Source organism: Dyadobacter crusticola DSM 16708 (assembly GCF_000701505.1).
Classification (GTDB): Bacteria; Bacteroidota; Bacteroidia; order Cytophagales; family Spirosomataceae; genus Dyadobacter; species Dyadobacter crusticola.
Genome location: NZ_JNJB01000004.1, coordinates 322,955 through 342,496, shown reverse-complemented (window position 1 = coordinate 342,496; position 19,542 = coordinate 322,955). Strand labels below are relative to the sequence as shown.

Here is a 19,542-nt window from a genome sequence, read left to right as displayed (position 1 = left end):
TTTTTATAGTGCAATATTGAATCACATAACGCGTGTTTCCCATGAAGAAAAAGAATCTTTACGTTGCTTTGCTTTGTTTGTCCCTGCTGAGTTTGGATACGTTTGCCCAAAATCGAACGTATGATGGACCCAACAAAATGAATACCTGGTCCATTACTGGATATGGGGGGATTACAAAATTCTTCGGTGATTTATCGCATTACAATGGCTTCAGACGCGGAGATAGAGAAGTTCTTACCGGCGGATGGGGCCTTTCTGTTAACAAGCAATTGTCGCCGATTTTCGGTGTTCAGATAGTAGGGTATAATGGACGTTTGCAAGGAGCTAAGGATAACCACCTGAGTTCTTTATCAAATAGAACTTACAGTGCCACATTCAATAGTCCATCATTTGTTCAGGTGACACTTGACGGTACGATGAATTTGAACCGTCTTTTGTTAGGTTACAAGAAGCTGTTGAGGTGGAAATTTGATGCTCACCTCGGTGCTGGTATCATTTACTATCACACTGATATCGATTGGACTGATGTAAATACCGGTCAGCCAGGAAGCTTCTCAACCAATACTGATGCGAGTTCTAAAACAGCAGGTAAATGGGAACGTAATGGTTCTGTTTATACTCGTGAATGGGTTGTACCTGCGGGATTTACCTTGCATTATGAACTTACTCCACGTTTTGATCTTGGACTTGACTACACACATAACTTCGTAAATACTGAAAAGCTTGATGCTACGGTAGGTGGTTTGAGCGACTATGATACGCAAAATGGTATCTGGACATTTGCAAAAGGAGATTCTAAAAATGACTCCTACGGAATGTTGTCTCTTGCATTGACTTACAAATTGGGCAAGAATGCAGTAAGAGCAAAAGGAGGCAAGTATGACGCTACAAGCGGACGTTACCACCTGCGTTGGGCTAATCCACAGTCTTTGATCCCTGTGCCTTACAATCCTACAATGGAAGATGCAGATTCAATCGCAAAAGCAAATATGCCTAAGCCGGTAGACCCACGTCTTTATACAGATTCTGATGGTGACGGTGTAGCTGACTTGTTCGATAAAGAGCCTAATACTCCTGCTGGAAGTATCGTCTCAGGTGGTGGTGTTGCCCTTGATATTGACAAAATCATCAGAGATGCAATCAAAAACAACCTTCCGAAAGACGAATGCGAAGCGTTGTTTAGTAACATCGAATTTGATACCGACAAAGCAATCATTCGCAATCCTTCAAAAGAGACGTTGAGCAAGGTGGTTGAATTGTTGAACATGCGTACTAACTGCCGCATTGTTCTGGTAGGACACACGGATGCACGTGCTTCTGACAGCTATAACGTTGCACTTTCTCGCCGCAGGGTTGACGCAGCTAAGAGATTCCTGATCCGGGCTGGTCTCACAGATCCTAGCCGCATCATTGCTGAATACTACGGTGAGTACCGCCCGATCGCAGAGAATACAACTGTGGAAGGTCTGCAGTCTAACCGTCGCGTTGAAATCAAAATATTGCCAAATAACACGATCCGTTCAACTTATCCTGCTGGTTTCCGCAGGTAGTCGGATTGAAGAAATGACAAAAGGGAAGGCTGCAAAGTCTTCCCTTTTTTTATAAATGCTGTTTAGAAACATGGGATAATTTCCTACCTTTGCACCCTGTTTAATCCAGGGACGAGTTCCCGCTATAACAAATTCAGAATGGCAGTTAAAATCAGGTTAGCGCGTCGTGGACGCAAAAAGAAAGCGATCTATGATATCGTAGTCGCAGATGCCAGAGCACCACGTGATGGTCGCTTCATCGAAAAATTGGGTATCTACAACCCAGGTACAAATCCTGCTTCCATCGTTTTGGAATCAGCAAAAGCAGTTGACTGGCTTTTGAAAGGAGCACAGCCAACTGATACAGCACGTTCTATTTTGCAACACGAAGGTGTAATGCTGCGCAAGCACTTGCAGGTTGGTGTTTTGAAAGGCGCAATTACCCAGGAGGTTGCTGATACGCGTTTTGAAGAGTGGAAAGGATCGAAAACAGAGCGTAAAGCTACTGCTGCTGATACTTTGACTCAGAAGAAAGATGCCGACAAGCAGGCGAAACTGGATGCAGAACGCAAGGTAAGCCAGGCTCGTGCAGAAGCTATTGCTAAGAAAAACACACCTCCTGCTGAACCAGTTGCTGAAACTGAAGAAGTGGCAGAAGGAGAAGTTTCTGATGCACCTGAAACCGAAGCACCAGCTGAGGAATCTGCGGAGTAATCATTGCTTCCATACCAGGATGGGTCTGTCGGTAACTCCGTACAGACTCATATTTTTTTATACTCACCCTAATTGATATTATCCATGACACAGGATAATTGCTTTTTACTGGGATACATTGTAAGAACACACGGAACTGCTGGAAACGTAGTGTTCTTTCTGGATGTCGACTATCCTGATGATTATGAAGATCTTGAAACTGTTTACGTCGAGATAAAGGGGGATTTGGTCCCTTACTTTATTGATGATATTAATCTTCAAAAACAAGGCAATGCAATTGTTGCGCTGGAAGATGTGGATACCATGGCGAAGGCACAGGCATTGGTTGGAAGTTCATTGTACCTGCCCCTGGAAGATCTCGAAGAACTAGGCCACGAGAACTTTTACTATCACGAGATAAAGGGATACACGGTTGTTGACGAAAATGTGGGTGAACTGGGTATTGTACGGGATGTTTACGCATTGAATGGTCAAGATCTGATCGCAATGGAATACGAGGGGGTGGAAGTTCTGATTCCAACTGCTGTCGAGATTGTTTTGCGAGCCGATAAGTTGAACAAACAGCTTGTGGTTAAGCTTCCTGACGGTTTGTTGGACGTTTATCTCAATAAAGACTCAGAATCAGAAAACATTCCGGATGATGCGGATTGATATATTAACCTGTGTGCCGGCGCTGCTCGAAAGCTTTTTTGCACATTCTATTCTGAAACGTGCGCAGCAGGCCGGTCACGCCGAGGTAAAAGTCCATGATATCCGTGACTATTCAACCAATAAGCACCGTACGATTGACGATTATGCATTCGGCGGCGGCGCTGGAATGGTTATGCAGATTGAGCCGATCGCACGCTGCATTCAGGCTTTGCAAGCAGAGCGGAATTATGATGAAATCATCTACCTGACTCCCGATGGTGAACTTTTGAAGCAAAAAACCGTCAACCAACTTTCTTTGAAAGAAAACCTGATATTGCTTTGCGGACACTACAAGGGAGTGGATCAACGCGTACGTGATCTGTTTGTTACCAAAGAAATCAGTATCGGAGATTACGTACTATCAGGAGGAGAGCTCGCGGCTGCGGTTCTCGCTGACGCCATTATCAGGCTGGTTCCCGGCGTGTTGAATGATGAAACTTCCGCATTGACGGACTCTTTTCAGGATAACCTGCTTGCTCCGCCTGTATATACTCGTCCGGCAGATTATGAAGGTCATAAGGTACCCGATATCCTGATGTCCGGGCACGAAGCTAAAATTGAAGAATGGCGTTATGAGCAGGCGCTGCAACGAACAAGAGAACGCAGACCTGATCTGCTGGACTAGTTGCAACGCAGCCTGCTACATTAAAAGTCCAGGCTGCAGTTGATCCATTCATTGTCGAAGTTGGTGCCGTACTTTCGGTAAAACCCAACGGCCGAGGTATTCCAGTCAAGCACCTGCCACAACATACCTGTACAGCCCGTTTGCTTCGCTGCCGAAACCGTCGCATCAAACAATATCTTTCCTATTCCATTGCCACGCATGGATTCGGTAACGATGATATCTTCCATATACAAACGCTTACCTTTCCAGGTGGAATAGCGGAAGTAGTAAAGCGACAATCCAATGATCTTTGAGTCAGACTCGGCTACGAAAAAATCAAATAGCTTTTCGTTATAATCGCGTGTCATCTTCTCGACATTGTTGGATACCTGGTTCAACGCTCTTTCGTAGATAGCCAGCTCTTTCACCAACTCAAAAATCGCTGGTATATCCTCTACTTTACCGTGCCTGGTTGAAATGTTCATTTGTATACTTTATTCTTAAAACACCTTTGAATCGAGAATATACCTGTTTCTGCTAATGATTTAGGTAGTTTTCCCACTTTTCAACAATCGTTTGAAAGCCAGTGGGTAGCTCAGTGTCAAATTGGATCCATTCTTTTGAAGTGGGATGCACGAATCCAAGTGACTTGGCATGCAGCGCCTGGCCGGGAAGTTGCTGAAAGCAGCTTTCTACCATAGCCTTGTAGCTCCCGCTCGAAACGCTCCGCAGGATTTTGTCGCCGCCATAAACAGGATCATTGAAAATCGGGTGACCAATGTGTTTCATGTGTACCCTGATCTGGTGCGTCCGTCCGGTTTCGAGGTTGCATTTAATCAGCGACACATACCGCAGCGACTTGATTACTTCATAGTGCGTAACTGCATGTTTTCCGAGGTCTGCATCGGGGAAAACATCCATTACACGCCGGTCACGTACGCTTCGTCCTACATTGCCGGTCACTGTTCCACTTTGTTCTTTCAATTGTCCCCAAACCAATGCGTAGTAAGTTCGCTCAATGGTATGGTCCGAAAACTGTTTGGCAAGAAAAGTCATCGCGAATTCGGTTTTGGCAATTACAAGCAGTCCCGAGGTATCCTTATCAATGCGATGTACGAGACCAGGCCTGCCTTCACCATTGCGACCGGTTGGTAGTTGTTGAAAGTGATAAACCAGCCCATTGATGAGCGTGCCTGTCCAATTTCCGTGAGCGGGATGCACAACCATTCCGGTGGGCTTGTTTACGATTAAAATTGCCTCATCTTCATAAACAATATCGAGCGGAATGTTTTCAGGCAGGATTTCAGTATCCCGTGGCGGCTGGGGAAGTGAGAGGGTAATCACATCCAGCGGCTTGACCTTGTAGCTTGCTTTCGAGGTTTGCCCGTTTACCTTTACTGCTTCCGCTTCAATGCCGTTTTGTATTTTTGTCCGGGAAGCATTTGCAACATGCAGGTTGAGGTATTTGTCCAGCCTGATAGGTCCCTGGCCTTTGTCGGCTACGATTCGGTAATGTTCAAACAGATCATCTTCCTCGGGGATTTCAATAAGGTCTTCGGACATTTGCAGTTTAATTGGACAAGCAACAAAAATATCAAAATAAGTGGATTTCTCAGGCCATTTACTTCCTACACCTTTACAGGAGCTGCTCGACGACAGATTAGAAAAAGCAGGTGTACAGGTATTTGTAAAACGCGACGATCTGGTGCACCCCGAAGTTTCCGGTAATAAATGGCGGAAGTTAAAATTTGTGCTCAAAGAAACACGCGAGCTTGGTGTTGGCAGAGTACTGACCTTTGGTGGCGCGTATTCCAACCACTTGTATGCAGTGGCTGCGGCGGGCAGGGAAATGGGGCTGGAAACCATTGGGGTAGTAAGAGGGGAGCAGCCTGCCGAAGAAAGTGCAACATTGAAATTCTGCCGGCTCAAAGGTATGCAACTGCATTTTGTGTCAAGAGGAGAGTATAAGCAGCGGCAAGCGCCTGATTTTCTGGCCCGGCTTTCGGTCCAGTTTGGAAAGCCGTATATTATTCCCGAAGGTGGGACAACTTCTCTTGCGCTACCTGGCGTACGGGAGCTGGTTACAGAAGTAGCAATTCAGCTGGGCAAATCACCGGATTATTATTGTGTGGCTGCGGGCACGGGCGGCACTGCGGCAGGGATACTCTCTTCCGGTGCTAATTTGCTCGCATTTCCGGTTTTAAAAGGAGATGGGTTTCTCCGTGACGACATATTGAATTTGACCAAAGATCTCGCCACACCGGGGAGCCTGGAACTGCATACAGACTACCATTTCGGAGGATATGCCAAATGGAACCCCGAACTGCTGGCTTTTATAGATGATTTCAAAACCAGCTTCGGGATTCAATTGGAGCAGGTATATACCGGCAAAATGTTTTACGGACTTTTTGATCTAATACAAAAAGGACATTTCCCAAAAGGTTCAGTTATTGTAGCAGTGCATACCGGCGGGTTGCAGGGTTTACTCAGGAGATAATTGAAGTAATCTCCTCCGCACTATCAGTCGTTTTAATGTTGATAAAATCCTTGATCAGATCGCGGTCGCCGGCGATCCAGAGCACATCCTGATTTTCGATGATCATAGACGAGTCAGGGTTCAGGATACGCTCGCCATTTCTTTCCAGTCCGACGATCATCCCGTGTGTTTTCTCCCTTATACCACTGTTCCGGATGGATTTGCCCCGAATGTTATACTCGTTCCTGACCTCGATCCGTTCCAGGATGATCGTCTCTTCATGCGCCATATAAACGTCGCCTGTCATGCTGATTTCCACGTGGCCTCTGAATATATCCAGTTGGTCGTCGGTCCCGATTACCTCAATGCGGTCGCAAGGATAGAGTACCTCCGTGGGTTTTGGTAAATAGATCGTTTTACTCCCACGTTCGATCAGTACCACATTGATCCCAAAATTTTCGCGGATTTTTAGTTCCTGCAAGCTTTTTCCAATCAGGTTGGAATCGGGACTTACTTCGAGGAATGCGAAGTGTGCATCCCAGGGTAGCAAAATCCGCTTCGATTTTCCACTTCCTTCCAGCTGTCTTGCATTTAGATTTTGTAAAAAACGATCTTCAATCTTGCTGTAAAACAACTGTAACCGCCGATAGAAGATAGCAAAGCCAAGGATCATAATCGCCGCAGCGAGAGTCAATGCAGTTGGGGTTGAAAAGAAAGAATTGAGCAGAAAGGCCATTAAAATAATTGCGACCAATACGCGTGACAGTTCCAGCAGCAGGAGCGGGCCACGGCTGTATTTACGGCTAAGCCAGATCGCAGAATATGCTTTTCGGTTAGAGCGCTTGAAGATCAGCGCCCAGAGAAACGGTGAGATCAGCAGGAATGTAATCCCGAACAGTACAGAGTTTGTAATGTAATTTTCAGGGATTTTGGTGTGCAGCTGATCGGCAAGCTGACGGGAAGCTGCGAGTATGATCCCAATTACAACTACTGAATTCAGGATAACTGTTTGTGCGTAAGCTTTCAAAATTTCCTGCCACTGCGTTGTCCGCGTGATTGTCACCGTGCTGGTGCTGTACCTGTTAAGATAATGCCGCCATTTCTCGGGTAAGCGCTTCTCAAACCAGTTGTAAAATGGTTCAGAAGCTTTCATCATATAAGGCGTGGTAAATGTGGTGATAACCGACACTCCGACGGCGATTGGATAAAGGAAGTTGCTGGTAACATGCAGGGACAACCCGAGATTGGCGATGATAAAAGAAAATTCGCCGATCTGCGAAAGGCTCATTCCTGATTGCATAGATTTCTTCAAAGGTTGTCCGGATATTACTGCGCCCATTGTTACAAATGCGGTTTTTCCCGCAATCACAACAAAAACCAGGATCATTGTGGGTACTGCATATTCCATTAAAAGACCCGGATTGATCAGCATTCCTACCGAAATAAAGAATACTGCGCCGAAAAGGTCTTTCAGGGGTTTTAACAAATGCTCAATTTTTTCAGCGTGCGTGGTTTCGGCCAGAATGGAGCCCATGATAAATGCGCCCAATGCAGCTGAAAACCCGGCTTGCGTAACCAGGAATACCATTCCAAAACATAGCGCAACCGAGGTAATCAGTACGCTTTCGTCATTCATCAGATTACGGTACTTTCTTAGCAGGGTCGGGAAGACGAAGATTCCACCTAAAAACCAGAGTGTCAGGAAGAAAAACAGTTTGAGTATGGATTGAAGCAACTCATAACCGGCAAACTGCTGGCTAATGGATAACGTAGAAAGCAAAACCATCAGCAACACCGCAGTAAGGTCTTCAATCACAAGAATGCCGAGTACGACGCGTGTGAATTTCTGGGTTTTTATGCCCAGTTCATCAAATGCGCGGAAGATGATTGTTGTGGATGAAATAGCGATAATACCACCCAGGAAAAGACTATCTGTTTTACTCCAACCCATTAACTGGCCGGTGACAAAGCCTGTGATCAGCATCATACTTACTTCAAACAGACCGGTTATAGCGGCAGTATTCCCTACTTTGACCAGCTTCTTGAAACTAAACTCCAGACCGAGATTAAAGAGCAAAAAAATAACCCCGATCTCAGCCCAGATCTCAATCGTTTTGATATCCGTAATGGTGGGGAACAGATGGAAATTAGGACCTACAAGTAATCCGGCCAGTATATAACCCAGCACAATGGGCTGCTTCAGTTTTTTGAAGATCAGGGTAATTACCCCAGCCATTGTGAGTATTAATGATAGGTCTACGATCAGTTGAGGAACATGCGTCATGAAGATTGGGTTATTGGATGTTAATGAAAGCTCAATAAAATACAAAAAGCCTTCGACGAATCAAAGGCTCTTGTAGTATAAAACGAAAATCCTGCGTTGTAGTTTTTAACCTACGCTTCCTTCCAGGCTGATTTCCAGAAGCTTTTGCGCCTCGACTGCAAATTCCATCGGAAGCTGATTCAATACCTCCTTGGCATAACCATTTACGATCAATGCAACCGCCTGTTCAGTTGGAATACCGCGTTGATTACAGTAAAACAGAATGTCCTCTCCGATTTTAGAAGTGGTCGCTTCGTGTTCAACCGTAGCAGTTGTGTTGCTTACTTCGATATATGGAAACGTATGTGCACCGCATTTGTCGCCCAGCAAGAGGGAATCGCATTGTGAAAAGTTACGTGCCTTGTCCGCTCTTTTGAAAACCTGAACGAGACCGCGGTATGAATTCTGGCTGTTTCCGGCTGAGATACCTTTTGAAACAATCCGGCTTTTGGTATTTTTTCCAATGTGGATCATTTTCGTACCGGTATCTGCCTGCTGCATGTTATTGGTAACTGCAACAGAATAGAATTCACCAATCGAATTATCACCTTTCAGGATTACCGAAGGGTATTTCCAGGTAATAGCTGATCCGGTTTCTACCTGAGTCCACGAAATTTTAGAACCATTTCCATCACAAAGACCACGCTTGGTCACGAAGTTGTAAATACCGCCTTTTCCGTCTTTGTCGCCGGGATACCAGTTTTGAACGGTCGAGTATTTCACATTCGCATTCTCGTGAGCGAAGATCTCCACTACGGCAGCGTGCAACTGATTTTCATCGCGCATCGGTGCTGTACAACCTTCAAGATAGCTTACGTGGCTATCCTCGTCGCCGATGATCAATGTGCGCTCAAACTGGCCGGTTCCTGCTGCATTAATGCGGAAATAAGTAGAAAGCTCCATCGGGCAGCGTACACCTTTTGGGATATACACGAACGATCCGTCAGAAAAAACGGCTGAGTTCAGTGCTGCATAGTAGTTGTCACGCGGAGGAACTACCGATCCGAGATATTTCTTCACCAAATCAGGATGTTCCCGGATTGCTTCGCTGATTGAACAGAAAATAATCCCTTTTTCTTTTAAGGTACCTTTAAAAGTGGTGAATACAGATTCAGAGTCCATTACCGCGTCAACCGCAATTCCTGAAATCCTCTTCTGCTCATTCAATGAGATACCCAGCCTTTCAAAAGTATTACGCAGTTCAGGATCGATATCCTCGATGCTTTCAACCGGTTTCTTCTTTTTGGGGGCGGAATAATATTTGATATCCTGAAAATTGATCTCGGGATAATGGACGTTCGGCCACTTAGGCTCTTTCATACCAAGCCACAAATGGTAAGCTTTCAAACGCCACTCCAACATCCATTCAGGCTCGTTTTTCTTTGCCGAAATGAATCTTACAATATCATCATTAAGACCTGCAGGAGCTTCATCCGCCTCAATATCAGTTACAAAGCCGTATTTATATTCGGAACTGGTGATTTCCTCCAACAATTCTTCTTCTTTGCTCATAGTCTTTAATTTATCACGCTGTGTTTGTCATTACGTTAACACAGAGAAACGTTATTCAGTTTATCAGGACGTCAAAAATACGCAAAAATGTCGACTTAATGAGCCAATTTAACTAAAACCCAAAAGGGGTACTTGCTGGCACCGGCAAAGTCCTGTTCAGGTGATTAAGTGGTAAATGGGGTTAAATTAAAGATAGCTCCCGGATGCCAGATAATTCTTTACATAATCAGAAACGCCTTCTTCCAAACTGGTAAAAGGTTTATCGTAACCAATCGAGCGTAGCTTGCTCATATTGGCCTCTGTGAAATACTGGTACTTATCGCGGATATCTTCCGGGGTATCTATATACGTGATATCAGGTGTTTTGTCCATTGCCGCAAAAGTGCTTAGCACCAAGTCTTTGAAAGTGCGCGCCTGGCCTGTTCCCAGGTTGTAAATCCCTGAATTTTTTCGATGGTGCATGAAGAAAATGCAAACGTCGATCAGGTCTTTCACATAAATGAAATCGCGCATTTGCTCTCCATCCCTGAAGTCGGGATTGTGCGAGCGAAAGAGCTTCATCTTGCCAGTAGCCTTGATCTGATTGTACGCATGGAAAATGACCGATGCCATTCTTCCTTTATGGTATTCATTTGGACCGTATACATTGAAGAATTTCAAGCCAACCCAGAAAATCGGCTTTTTCTCCTGAGCGAGCGCCCAGATATCGAATTCATTCTTTGAATCGCCGTAAGGGTTCAGCGGTTTCAATTGATCCAATGTGGATTCATTATCATCGTAACCTAACTCTCCCAATCCGTAAGTTGCTGCCGAAGAAGCATATACCAATGGAATCTGGTAGGCAACGCACTTTTCCCAGATCGACTTGGAATAGTTTACATTCAGTTCGTCAAAAATATGCTTGTCAAACTCCGTGGTATCTGTTCGGGCGCCGATATGGAAAATAAACTCGATATCGCGGCTGTTTGCATCAATCCAGCTGAACAATGCATCCCGCTCCACGCGCTCCTTTATGATCTTGCCTTCCAGGTTTTCGGCCTTGTCGATTTTTGAAAAATCATCAACTGCGATGATGTTTTTGAAACCATCCTGATTAAGACGGCTGATTAATCCGCTGCCGATAAATCCGGCTGCACCTGTTACGATAATCATAGGGAGTTTGTGTGGTTATAGGATTCTTTTTGATGATACACTTGTTGATCTGCAAAACTACGGATACAAAATGTAATTTTGCATCCGATTTCTAAAGTGCAAAGAAGTTTATGATTTACGTAACCAGAAAAGAGCATTTCAACGCAGCTCACCGGCTTTTTAATCCGGCTTGGTCAGAGGAGAAGAACCAGGAAGTATTTGGTCCTTGTGCAAATAATAATTGGCACGGACACAATTTCGAATTGATTGTAACTGTGAAAGGCAAGCCCGATCCGGATACCGGATTTGTGATAGACCTGAAAGTGCTGGGCGATATTGTGAAGCAGAAAGTGGTCGATAAAGTGGACCATAAGAACCTGAACCTGGACGTGGATTTTATGGCAGGCAAAATGGCTTCCTGCGAAATTTTTGTAATGGAAATATGGAAAATCCTGGCACCTGCTGTTACCCAGGCTGCCCCGCACGCAAAGCTGCACTACATCAAATTAATCGAAACCCCCAAGAATTTTGTAGAATACTACGGGGAGTAGGAGGAAAAGGAGGAAGGAGGAAAGGCGCTTCGACTGCGCTCAGCGTGACAATACTAATCACTCATTCGCTCATTCGCTCATTCACTAATTCACAAATTCAGTCATTCATCGCACCGGCGACCCGGTCATTCAATCATTGAAATACTACCTCATAGCCGGCGAGCGTTCGGGAGATCTGCACGGATCCAATCTGATCAAGGGAATTAAGGAAAGCGATCCGGCTGCGGAGTTTCGCGGCTGGGGCGGCGACTTAATGCAAGCGGAAGGTTTTGACCTCGTCACGCACTATAAAGACACTGCTTTCATGGGTTTCCTGGAAGTAGCGATGAACCTGCACAAAATCTCTGGTTTTTTGAAGAAGTGCAAGGCTGACATTTTAAACTACCAGCCCGATGCCCTGATTTTAATTGATTATCCCGGTTTTAATCTTCGCATTGCGGCATTCGCAAAAGCGAAAGGAATTAAGGTTTTTTACTATATCTCTCCAAAAGTGTGGGCGTGGAACCAGAAACGCGCCTGGAAGATCAAGCAGAATGTCGACCACATGTTCGTGATCTTTCCGTTCGAAATAGATTTTTATAAGAGGTTTGACTACAAAGTGGATTATGTCGGAAATCCATTGATGGACGCGATCGCTGCATTCAAGCCAGATCCTGATTTTAAGACTAAAAACAACATAGGCACCAAGCCGGTAATTGCATTACTGCCGGGCAGCCGGCGTCAGGAAATTTTGGGGATGCTAAACGTAATGCTCTCTATTCAGCCTCATTTTCCAGATTATCAGTTTGTAATTGCAGGTGTCAAAAACCTGCCTCCCGAGCTTTATTCCGGAGCCGATCTTTCAGGGAAGTCGATGGTGGTATACGAAAGTACTTACGACCTGCTGCACATTGCCACTGCTGCATTGGTTACCTCCGGAACTGCTACATTGGAAACTGCGCTGTTTAAAGTGCCCGAGGTGGTATGTTACAAAACCAGTGGTCTTTCCTACGCGATTGCCAAGCGCCTCATTCGCGTTCCGTTTATCTCGCTTGTCAATTTAATAATGGACAAAGAAGTGGTTAGAGAGCTGATCCAGGATGAACTGAATGAAAAGCTGCTAACGGAAGAATTAAGAAGTATTCTCCCCGGCGGCACTAAACACATGATTCAGCTTGCAGATTACGAGGTACTTGCGGAAAAAGTAGGTGGCCCGGGCGCTTCGCAGCGAGCTGGAAAGTTGATGGTGGATTATATATAATTATATTTCATATAAAGTTTCATCTACTTTTGTAACTTTTACTATATTTGAGAAGTACTCACCGGATTGATTCACCTTCATCTGCTTCTCAAAATGGAAAATTCATCAACAAGCTGGAATCTTCTATCCAGCTATTCGCTCGCATTTTTTCTTTCGTTAGTTACCTGTCTGGGCTGTGTACACTCAGCAAAAGAAGACATTGTAATAAACGGCGATTTCGTCAGTACCACGTCATTTCTGGAAGGTAAAAAGCTGTATTTACAAAATGCTGGTAGTCGTAGCTTTATTGATTCAACTGTTGTTAAAGAAGGTAAATTTCGATTTGAAATACAGCCTGTGGCAGAATTTAGCTCCATTCCCTGCAGTTTTGTTTATGAAACAGCAAATCCCAGAGCGCCCTATCAGCGGCTGCCAATCAAGAACCCTTATTTGAACAAAACGGTAGAAAGCAACTTCATTCTCACACGTGGCAATTTTAATTTTGTCGCTGATCCAGCCTTTAAGCCCCGGGGAGATGAAAAGGTTGGGTTTCTATTTGAAAATCCTAATCTCGAAACAGAAGTAGCTTACAGGCATTTGTCATTTAAAAGTGGCCCGGCTTTATCCGACAAAGATAGAGCATACAATAGGGCGCTTATAAAAAAATACGCGACTTCTTCTGAGTTACTGAGACAGCTGAACTGGACAAAATCATCTCTATCCGATCATGAGTTGGCAGCGTTGCTTCCCTTGTTTGATCCTGCGTTACAAAGCACTCGCGAGTATGCAAATATCAAATCCTATCTTGCTGTTGAAAATAAAACCGGCAATCTGTTCCCAGCTGATATTTTACTTAAAAAGCCAGACAAAAGCTTTACGTCAGCGGTATTGAATGGAAGTGGAAAGCATAATTTGGTTGTTTTCTGGGCAAGCTGGTGCGGGCCGTGCAGACAGGAAATTCCACAGATCAAAAAGCTGGAAAGTCAATTTAAGGACAAACTGAATATTGTCAGTATCTCAATAGATCATGACGAAACTGCCTGGCAAAAAGCATTGGAAAAGGAGAAAATGCCCTGGTCGCAGTTCCTGGCACTTGCCGATTCTTCAAGGATCAAGCTGGATAAGAAATACAATCTCCAATCCATTCCAGTCTGGGTTCTTCTGGACTCTGATAACAAGCTCGTTGAGCGGCAGGTAGGTTATGATACCGGCAAGAACAGCATCGACCGCAAAGTAGCCGCGCAACTTGCCAAGTTATAGGCTTAGCTGAAAATTTCTTCCAGATTGATTTTAAGATCGGGGAAAATAGTAGAGGTAAGTTTCGAAGTGGCGGGTTGAAGACCTATGTACCTTTCTGATTCATTCAGTACATAGACTATTACTGCGTTATAGCAAGGAAATACCATCCAGTATTCCGATACTCCGCAATCCTGATAAAGCTCAAACTTTTGACCCATTTTGAACTTTCGAATGTCCAGTCCGTAAAATATCGACAACTAGCTCAGGAGCGCCTGTACAACCCAGCTCATCTAATTTTCTGTTTTGACATACACACAGATCGGGTTGCACAACCGAATGTAATTTCAAGCCGCTACTACTTATTGGTATTCTTAGAAGCTTGACCTCGAAAGGAGTGAAAAAGACTTTTCGAGAACTGTTTCTAAAGTAGTTACCAAGTGCAAGATGGAGTTTTTGAGAAATTGTCTGGTGAAATAGCCCAGGATTTGTGGTTGATCTAAATATCTTTCCATCAATCAGTTCAGTTCGCTCGTTCCATTGATTAGTTTGATAGTCCGAATGAGTATGTACAGAATTAATATCCGGTGTCTTAGTGTGTTCCATTCTTCGAGATGTTCGGGTATAACTGTCAAACTCTCAAATTCGTGAAATGTACTATCACGTTTTCCTCTTCTTCTTTCTAGCGGAAGGAAAAAGAATATTATTCAATATCAAACGATAACCCGGCGAATTTGGATATAAATTCAGATCGGTGGGTATTCTTCGGCCGCCGCCGCCGCGGCCTTCCGGATCGTGACCGCCGTAAAAAGTCCATTGGCCCCTTCCCATTTCTCCATAAATGTAACGGTCAGAAGAGTTGCTGGTCCCCATTACCAATGCGCTCGGCTTGACGGTATATTTGCTGAATGCAGTAGTCTGACCGAAAAACTCGCGGATCAGATTTTCATGATTTTGAACCAGCATTGCCGGGATTACGTCCCACTTCGCTGAGAAGTCGAACAGGGAGAAATAGACATTATTCTCGCCCCAGCTGTGGTACCTGCCGGCCGAGGAATTGATGTCCGAAAAATTCATTCCTTCATATTCATCGAGCTGCAATTTGAAATTATGAAAGGCAAATGTCTTTCCGAAGTCCAGCCTGGACTGAGCGTCGGGATCGATTCCATCTCCGTCAAGATTATCCACGATATCAATTCCCTCGGCAGCCAGTGCGATGTCGAAAGTCTCTGCGCCTGAACACATGGCGAATAGAAAACCGCCGCCTGCGCAGAATTCCTTGATCAACTTCGCCACAGCCAGCTTCATCTGCGGTACTTTGGCGTATCCAAACCGGTTAGCTATTGCTTCCTGCGCCTTGATATCCTCCTGCGAAGTCCGCCGCAGGTTCTTGCCAAATTGTCCCGTGAAATCTTCGTGATGCAAATGCAGCCAGTCATATTTCGGCAACTCGCCTTTTAAGATCTCTTCATCATAAATTACTTCGAATGGAATTTCTGCATACTTCAAAACCAGCAATACAGCATCGGTATTCTCGAATTCGGCCGGACTGATTTTAATGGGAGAGTAAACTGCGATTTTGGCTGCCTTATGCAGCTTCACCACGTCCATATTAATGTTGGGGTTGCTGATTTCGTTGACAAGCTGCGCGCTGGCGGCATCCGAAAGTACCTCGTAGGAAATCGCCCGCAGCTTGCATTCATTTTCAATGGATTTGCTATACTGGACTTTGAAGCTGCCGCCGCGATAGTTGAGCAGCCACTCCACGTCGATATCTCCTTTAAGCAGGACATAGGCAAGCCCGTACGCTTTCAGGTGATTTGTTTGCGACTTGTCCATTGGGATCAGAATCTGATTGGCCAGCGAAACGTGCGCAATAAGTACCAGAAGAAGTAGGATAGAAGTCTTTTTCAGCATTGTGACAGACGATTAAAATCCGGGACTTTATGGAACGGGAGGTTACCAAATTTAACGAATTATAATCAGATCACAGAACTGGTATTCAGGTTTTTGCAAAGTAGCTATTAGCCATTTGCCATTAGCTGTTACCTAACAGCTAACAGCTAATACCCGTCACGAAAACCGTATTACGTGTTTGAAAGGTGTAAAGCCGGTTAGGAACACAGTTGGGGCTTCCATCGCAGGCAATGCGCCGCGCAATGCAATGTTTTTGTGCAAAGCCATTCCCGGACCAAAGGAAATGTTATCGTCGTTGAACCGGTAAGTTCCCGTTCCTTCTTTCAAAAGCCACGAATCTTTGGTGTTCTCAATTTTTACAACTCCTTTCAGCTCACCGCCTGGACGGAAAATCAGCTCCAATGCGGCAGGTACCCGCTCAGTTCCATTGGTGGTCACTTCAACCTCCATTCCGTTCGCAGTTTCTTTGATCCGGACCTTGGTTTCGAGCAGCTGTACCTCGCTCTGCGGGCGGTATATGCGCGGCATTTTCTCCCAGTCACCGTCGTTGGGCAGCGATTCTTTCGGGTAGGGCTGGTAATAAGGCCCGTCCAGTTTTTGGGTCAGCTCCCAGATATCTCCATTCTGAGTGATTTTTTCAGACTGAAACTGACCTTTTCCGAAAAATGAAGACGCAAACCTCAGGCCTTGCAAAACTGCATTGCCTTTCATAAAAGTAAACCAGACAGGATTGTTGGCGATCAATGTGGAGTCGCGGTTATCCCTCCTGATGCGCACGAGACCGGAGTTTGGAAATGTTTTTACATAATTTACCGGAAATGGTTTTTCTGCCGGCAATTCAGCCCAGAGGGAAGGATCTGTGAGAAAATAGTCAATGAATGCGCCTGTCTTAGGACCCGCTGTTTTCTCGATCATGCGGCACATGGCAGCGTACTGCGGGTTCTTGTCTTTGATAGCGAGATAACGATAGGGATAGTAATAGTTTTCCAATGTCCCGATCACCGCCTTATCCTGCCGCCCCGACGCGTCTGTAACTACCTCTCCGTTCGGATGCACGTAGTACATTGTCATGTTCAGGTTTTTACGGACATTATCGAGCAATTCAGGCTTTTTCAGGCCTTTGGCAATGGTGATCAGCAGCCGATCGGTGAGCGAGGAATAAATGAACGTACTTTTCTCATTGTATTGTCCGTCCGCATCCATATCAATGCGCTCGCCGAGCCACTGTTCAATGCGGGCAACGTATGTTGGATTTGGCCAAAGTTCATTTAACCTGGTTAATGCAGCAGACACAACCCAGCGGTGATTGGGCGTATGAATACCGCCCACGCTCAATGCTTCCCCGCATTTAAGCAGGAAGGTTTTCAGGTTTGTCAATACTTTCTCAATGCCCGGCGTAGCCGATTTTTCCATCAGCATGTAAGCCATTGCCAGTCTTTTCACCAGGAAACCGGTATCGGGAGTCGAATGGAAATTGGTAGAAAGCAGATCGATAGTCCCGTCGCCGTGCTGTGTTTTGAGAAGATACTGTACCGCCAGGTTCACGCTCGCAAGCAGTTCGGGTGATTTATGATACTTGGAAGAAGGCGAAAAAAGGCCAGCCGCGCCGCATTGTATCATTGCAGAAGTACTGTGCGGGTTTAGTATATCAAAGCCGTCGCGCAGCCCGCCCAGGTCGGGACTTGCTGTGTCTTTTACCTGATAGTTTCGCAGGGATTCAATGCTGTTATCATTTCGCGCGACCATCTCCAAAAGCCAGGCCGGCATTTGTTCGGCTGCTTTTTGAGATGCGAAATGAATTGGTGAAAATACTGGTACTGAGCAAATAGCGAGCGCGCTGCTTTTGATGAAATGTCTTCTATCCATGGAAGTTGTTCTTGCAGGATAAAAAGTGGTCGGTGCGTGCAGGTTACTATCGCCGTAGCAGATTATTTACATTCGATCATACTTTGCCAACACTTTCGATGAATTTGGGTGCGACGCGATTCCGCGACACCTGCTCGTAAGCGTAAGCAATTCCGATCAATTCGGGCTCGCTGAATGCGCGGCCTAAAAACGAAATCCCGACTGGCAGTTCATTCGCATTGCCCATTGGAACTGTAATGGAAGGGAAACCGGCGATTGCGGCAGGTCCGTAGGATCCGTACCCCGTCCAGAAATCGCCATTAACGGGATCAATGCACCAGGAAGCGCCGGTTGCCGGTCCGCAGCACGCATCGAGTTTGTTTTTCTCAAATTCACGGTTGAGCAGATCTGCTACCTGATTGATCTTGCGAAGAGCAGCTTTGTATTCCTTACTTTCCAGATCGCCTTTTTGCTGGGACGTTTCAAACAGTCCCTGCTGGAAGTAAGGCATTGCTTTGGCTTTATTTGCATTGTTGAATGCGATCAGCTCTTCCAGTGACTTTACTTTCGCGTTCGAGCCGGCAAGGTACCGGTTCACTCCATCCTTGAACTCAAATTGCAGCAAGTCAGATTCAGCGCCGCCCGTATCCTGCGTTTTCATAAACTCGATTTCCACAATTTCTGCACCCAGGCTTTTCATCTGGTCCAGCGCTTTTTTGAGGAGCGAGTCGATTACTTCGTGTTGTTTCAAAAAAGATTTTTCTACGCCAATGCGCTTGCCTTTCAATGCGTCCCGATTCAGCGATTTCATATAGTCGGGAAGTGACTCTTTGCTTGGGTACCTTGCCGGATCAGCCGGATCGGCGCCAACGATTACCGTGAGCAATGCAGCAGCATCGGCCACTGTTCTGCCAAATGGACCGGCGGTATCCTGCGTTTTAGAGATAGGGATAATGCCGGATCGACTTACCAGCCCGACGGTCGGCTTGATACCAACTACTCCGTTCATGGATGCAGGACAGGCGATGGAGCCATTTGTCTCTGTGCCAACTGATACTGCACAAAGATTGGCCGCCACAGCTACCCCGGAGCCCGAGCTTGATCCGCAGGGGGAGCGATCGAGTACATAAGGATTCTTGGTTTGACCGCCGCGACTGCTCCAACCACTGGAAGAACGGGTCGAGCGGAAATTGGCCCATTCACTCAAATTCGTTTTACCCAAAATCACCGCGCCTGCGGCACGGAGCTTTTTAACTATGAATGCATCTTGTGCGGCGATGTTTCCTTCCAATGCAATGGAGCCGGCGGTAGTTTGCATTTTGTCGGCCGTATCTATGTTGTCTTTAATCAATACAGGTATTCCGTGCAAAGGCCCGCGGAGCTTCCCATTCTTTCGCTCCTGGTCCAATGCGTCTGCAATGCTTAGCGCATCGGGATTAAGCTCGATGACGGATTTCAAAGCAGGACCGTTTTCATCGATCGTTTTGATCTGGTCGAGATAGAACTCCGTGAGCTTGCGTGCACTTAGTTTGTTTTCCTGCATAAGCTTCTGCATTTCCGCGACGGTCATTTCTTTGAAGTCGTTCCCGGAAGGCTTTTCTGTTGACCGCTCCTTGGACTGAGAGGTACATCCGGCAATGCTAAATGCCAAAGGCGCGATGCTTGCGGCGGAGGCAAGATTGATAAAAGTTCTTCTTTTCATTGGAGTGAAACAAACTTGTTAGACTGGCGTAGCTGCAATATAATGCTTTCACCAATTCAGTCGGCCGGCGGCTTAATGGAGATCTATTTGCCC

18 protein-coding genes are annotated in these 19,542 nt (G+C 45.6%); 8 read left to right on the top strand and 10 right to left on the bottom strand.

The window, feature by feature from the left end; translation table 11 throughout:
• Positions 1–41 precede the first annotated feature (41 nt).
• The 4 genes from Q369_RS0105020 to trmD all read left to right on the top strand — a co-directional run bounded on the left by Q369_RS0105020 (position 42) and on the right by trmD (position 3,558).
• The gene (locus tag Q369_RS0105020) at positions 42–1,550 is read left to right on the top strand and encodes an OmpA family protein (RefSeq protein ID WP_031526716.1); all 1,509 of its coding nucleotides are present in this window, start codon (positions 42–44) and stop codon (positions 1,548–1,550) included.
• Positions 1,551–1,688: 138 nt separating this feature from the next.
• Entirely contained in the window at positions 1,689–2,243 is a 555-nt protein-coding gene (locus Q369_RS0105015) for a 30S ribosomal protein S16 (RefSeq protein ID WP_031526715.1), read from the top strand.
• An 84-nt stretch (positions 2,244–2,327) separates the two neighbouring features.
• A complete protein-coding gene (rimM, locus tag Q369_RS0105010; RefSeq protein WP_031526714.1) occupies positions 2,328–2,894 on the top strand; it encodes a ribosome maturation factor RimM in 567 nt (188 codons plus the stop codon).
• Positions 2,884–3,558, top strand: a complete 675-nt coding sequence (gene trmD / locus Q369_RS0105005) for a tRNA (guanosine(37)-N1)-methyltransferase TrmD (protein ID WP_031526713.1) — start codon at positions 2,884–2,886, stop codon at positions 3,556–3,558. Before rimM ends, trmD begins: the two co-directional genes overlap by 11 nt.
• Positions 3,559–3,578: 20 nt before the next feature.
• On the opposite strand, the gene Q369_RS0105000 is transcribed toward trmD, so the two are convergent.
• Both Q369_RS0105000 and Q369_RS0104995 read right to left on the bottom strand, forming a co-directional pair.
• Complete coding sequence (locus tag Q369_RS0105000; protein WP_031526712.1) at positions 3,579–4,022, bottom strand: GNAT family N-acetyltransferase; 444 nt, start codon at positions 4,020–4,022, stop codon at positions 3,579–3,581.
• A 52-nt stretch (positions 4,023–4,074) separates the two neighbouring features.
• Complete coding sequence (locus Q369_RS0104995; protein ID WP_031526711.1) at positions 4,075–5,100, bottom strand: RluA family pseudouridine synthase; 1,026 nt, start codon at positions 5,098–5,100, stop codon at positions 4,075–4,077.
• 40 nt (positions 5,101–5,140) lie between these two features.
• Here Q369_RS0104995 and Q369_RS0104990 point away from each other — a divergent pair, with 40 nt between their 5' ends.
• Positions 5,141–6,034 (top strand): 1-aminocyclopropane-1-carboxylate deaminase/D-cysteine desulfhydrase, encoded by an 894-nt coding sequence (locus Q369_RS0104990; RefSeq protein ID WP_031526710.1) that lies wholly within the window; start codon positions 5,141–5,143, stop codon positions 6,032–6,034.
• Here the strand turns inward: Q369_RS0104990 and Q369_RS0104985 are convergent.
• From Q369_RS0104985 to rfaD, 3 genes are all read right to left on the bottom strand, one after another.
• Positions 6,024–8,297: a monovalent cation:proton antiporter family protein gene (locus Q369_RS0104985; protein WP_031526709.1), complete on the bottom strand. Its 2,274-nt coding sequence runs from the start codon at positions 8,295–8,297 to the stop codon at positions 6,024–6,026. The two genes, Q369_RS0104990 and Q369_RS0104985, sit on opposite strands and share 11 nt — an antisense overlap.
• 105 nt (positions 8,298–8,402) lie before the next feature.
• A complete protein-coding gene (sufB, locus tag Q369_RS0104980) occupies positions 8,403–9,848 on the bottom strand; it encodes a Fe-S cluster assembly protein SufB (RefSeq protein WP_031526708.1) in 1,446 nt (481 codons plus the stop codon).
• A gap of 186 nt (positions 9,849–10,034) precedes the next feature.
• Positions 10,035–11,000 carry an ADP-glyceromanno-heptose 6-epimerase gene (gene rfaD, locus Q369_RS0104975; protein ID WP_031526707.1) on the bottom strand — a complete coding sequence of 322 codons (966 nt, stop codon included), beginning with the start codon at positions 10,998–11,000 and terminating at the stop codon, positions 10,035–10,037.
• Between the two features lie 110 nt (positions 11,001–11,110).
• Here rfaD and Q369_RS0104970 point away from each other — a divergent pair, with 110 nt between their 5' ends.
• From Q369_RS0104970 to Q369_RS0104960, 3 genes are all read left to right on the top strand, one after another.
• Positions 11,111–11,530: a 6-pyruvoyl trahydropterin synthase family protein gene (locus tag Q369_RS0104970; RefSeq protein ID WP_031526706.1), complete on the top strand. Its 420-nt coding sequence runs from the start codon at positions 11,111–11,113 to the stop codon at positions 11,528–11,530.
• A 136-nt stretch (positions 11,531–11,666) separates the two neighbouring features.
• Positions 11,667–12,770, top strand: coding sequence for a lipid-A-disaccharide synthase (lpxB, locus tag Q369_RS0104965; RefSeq protein ID WP_031526705.1), 1,104 nt, complete (start codon positions 11,667–11,669; stop codon positions 12,768–12,770).
• Positions 12,771–12,863: 93 nt separating this feature from the next.
• Positions 12,864–14,009 (top strand): TlpA disulfide reductase family protein, encoded by a 1,146-nt coding sequence (locus Q369_RS0104960; RefSeq protein WP_031526704.1) that lies wholly within the window; start codon positions 12,864–12,866, stop codon positions 14,007–14,009.
• Between the two features lie 2 nt (positions 14,010–14,011).
• Here the strand turns inward: Q369_RS0104960 and Q369_RS29645 are convergent, their stop codons facing one another.
• The 5 genes from Q369_RS29645 to Q369_RS0104940 all read right to left on the bottom strand — a co-directional run bounded on the left by Q369_RS29645 (position 14,012) and on the right by Q369_RS0104940 (position 19,449).
• Positions 14,012–14,206, bottom strand: coding sequence for a Uma2 family endonuclease (locus Q369_RS29645; RefSeq protein WP_051663922.1), 195 nt, complete (start codon positions 14,204–14,206; stop codon positions 14,012–14,014).
• On the bottom strand, positions 14,190–14,591 hold the full coding sequence (locus Q369_RS29815) for a Uma2 family endonuclease (RefSeq protein ID WP_051663921.1): 402 nt from the start codon (positions 14,589–14,591) through the stop codon (positions 14,190–14,192). The genes Q369_RS29645 and Q369_RS29815 overlap by 17 nt, the downstream gene beginning before the upstream one ends.
• A gap of 54 nt (positions 14,592–14,645) precedes the next feature.
• A complete protein-coding gene (locus tag Q369_RS0104950; protein ID WP_031526703.1) occupies positions 14,646–15,902 on the bottom strand; it encodes a hypothetical protein in 1,257 nt (418 codons plus the stop codon).
• A 156-nt stretch (positions 15,903–16,058) separates the two neighbouring features.
• A complete protein-coding gene (locus Q369_RS0104945; protein WP_031526702.1) occupies positions 16,059–17,768 on the bottom strand; it encodes a hypothetical protein in 1,710 nt (569 codons plus the stop codon).
• Positions 17,769–17,844: 76 nt separating this feature from the next.
• The gene (locus tag Q369_RS0104940; RefSeq protein WP_031526701.1) at positions 17,845–19,449 is read right to left on the bottom strand and encodes an amidase; all 1,605 of its coding nucleotides are present in this window, start codon (positions 19,447–19,449) and stop codon (positions 17,845–17,847) included.
• Between the last annotated feature and the right edge of the window lie 93 nt (positions 19,450–19,542).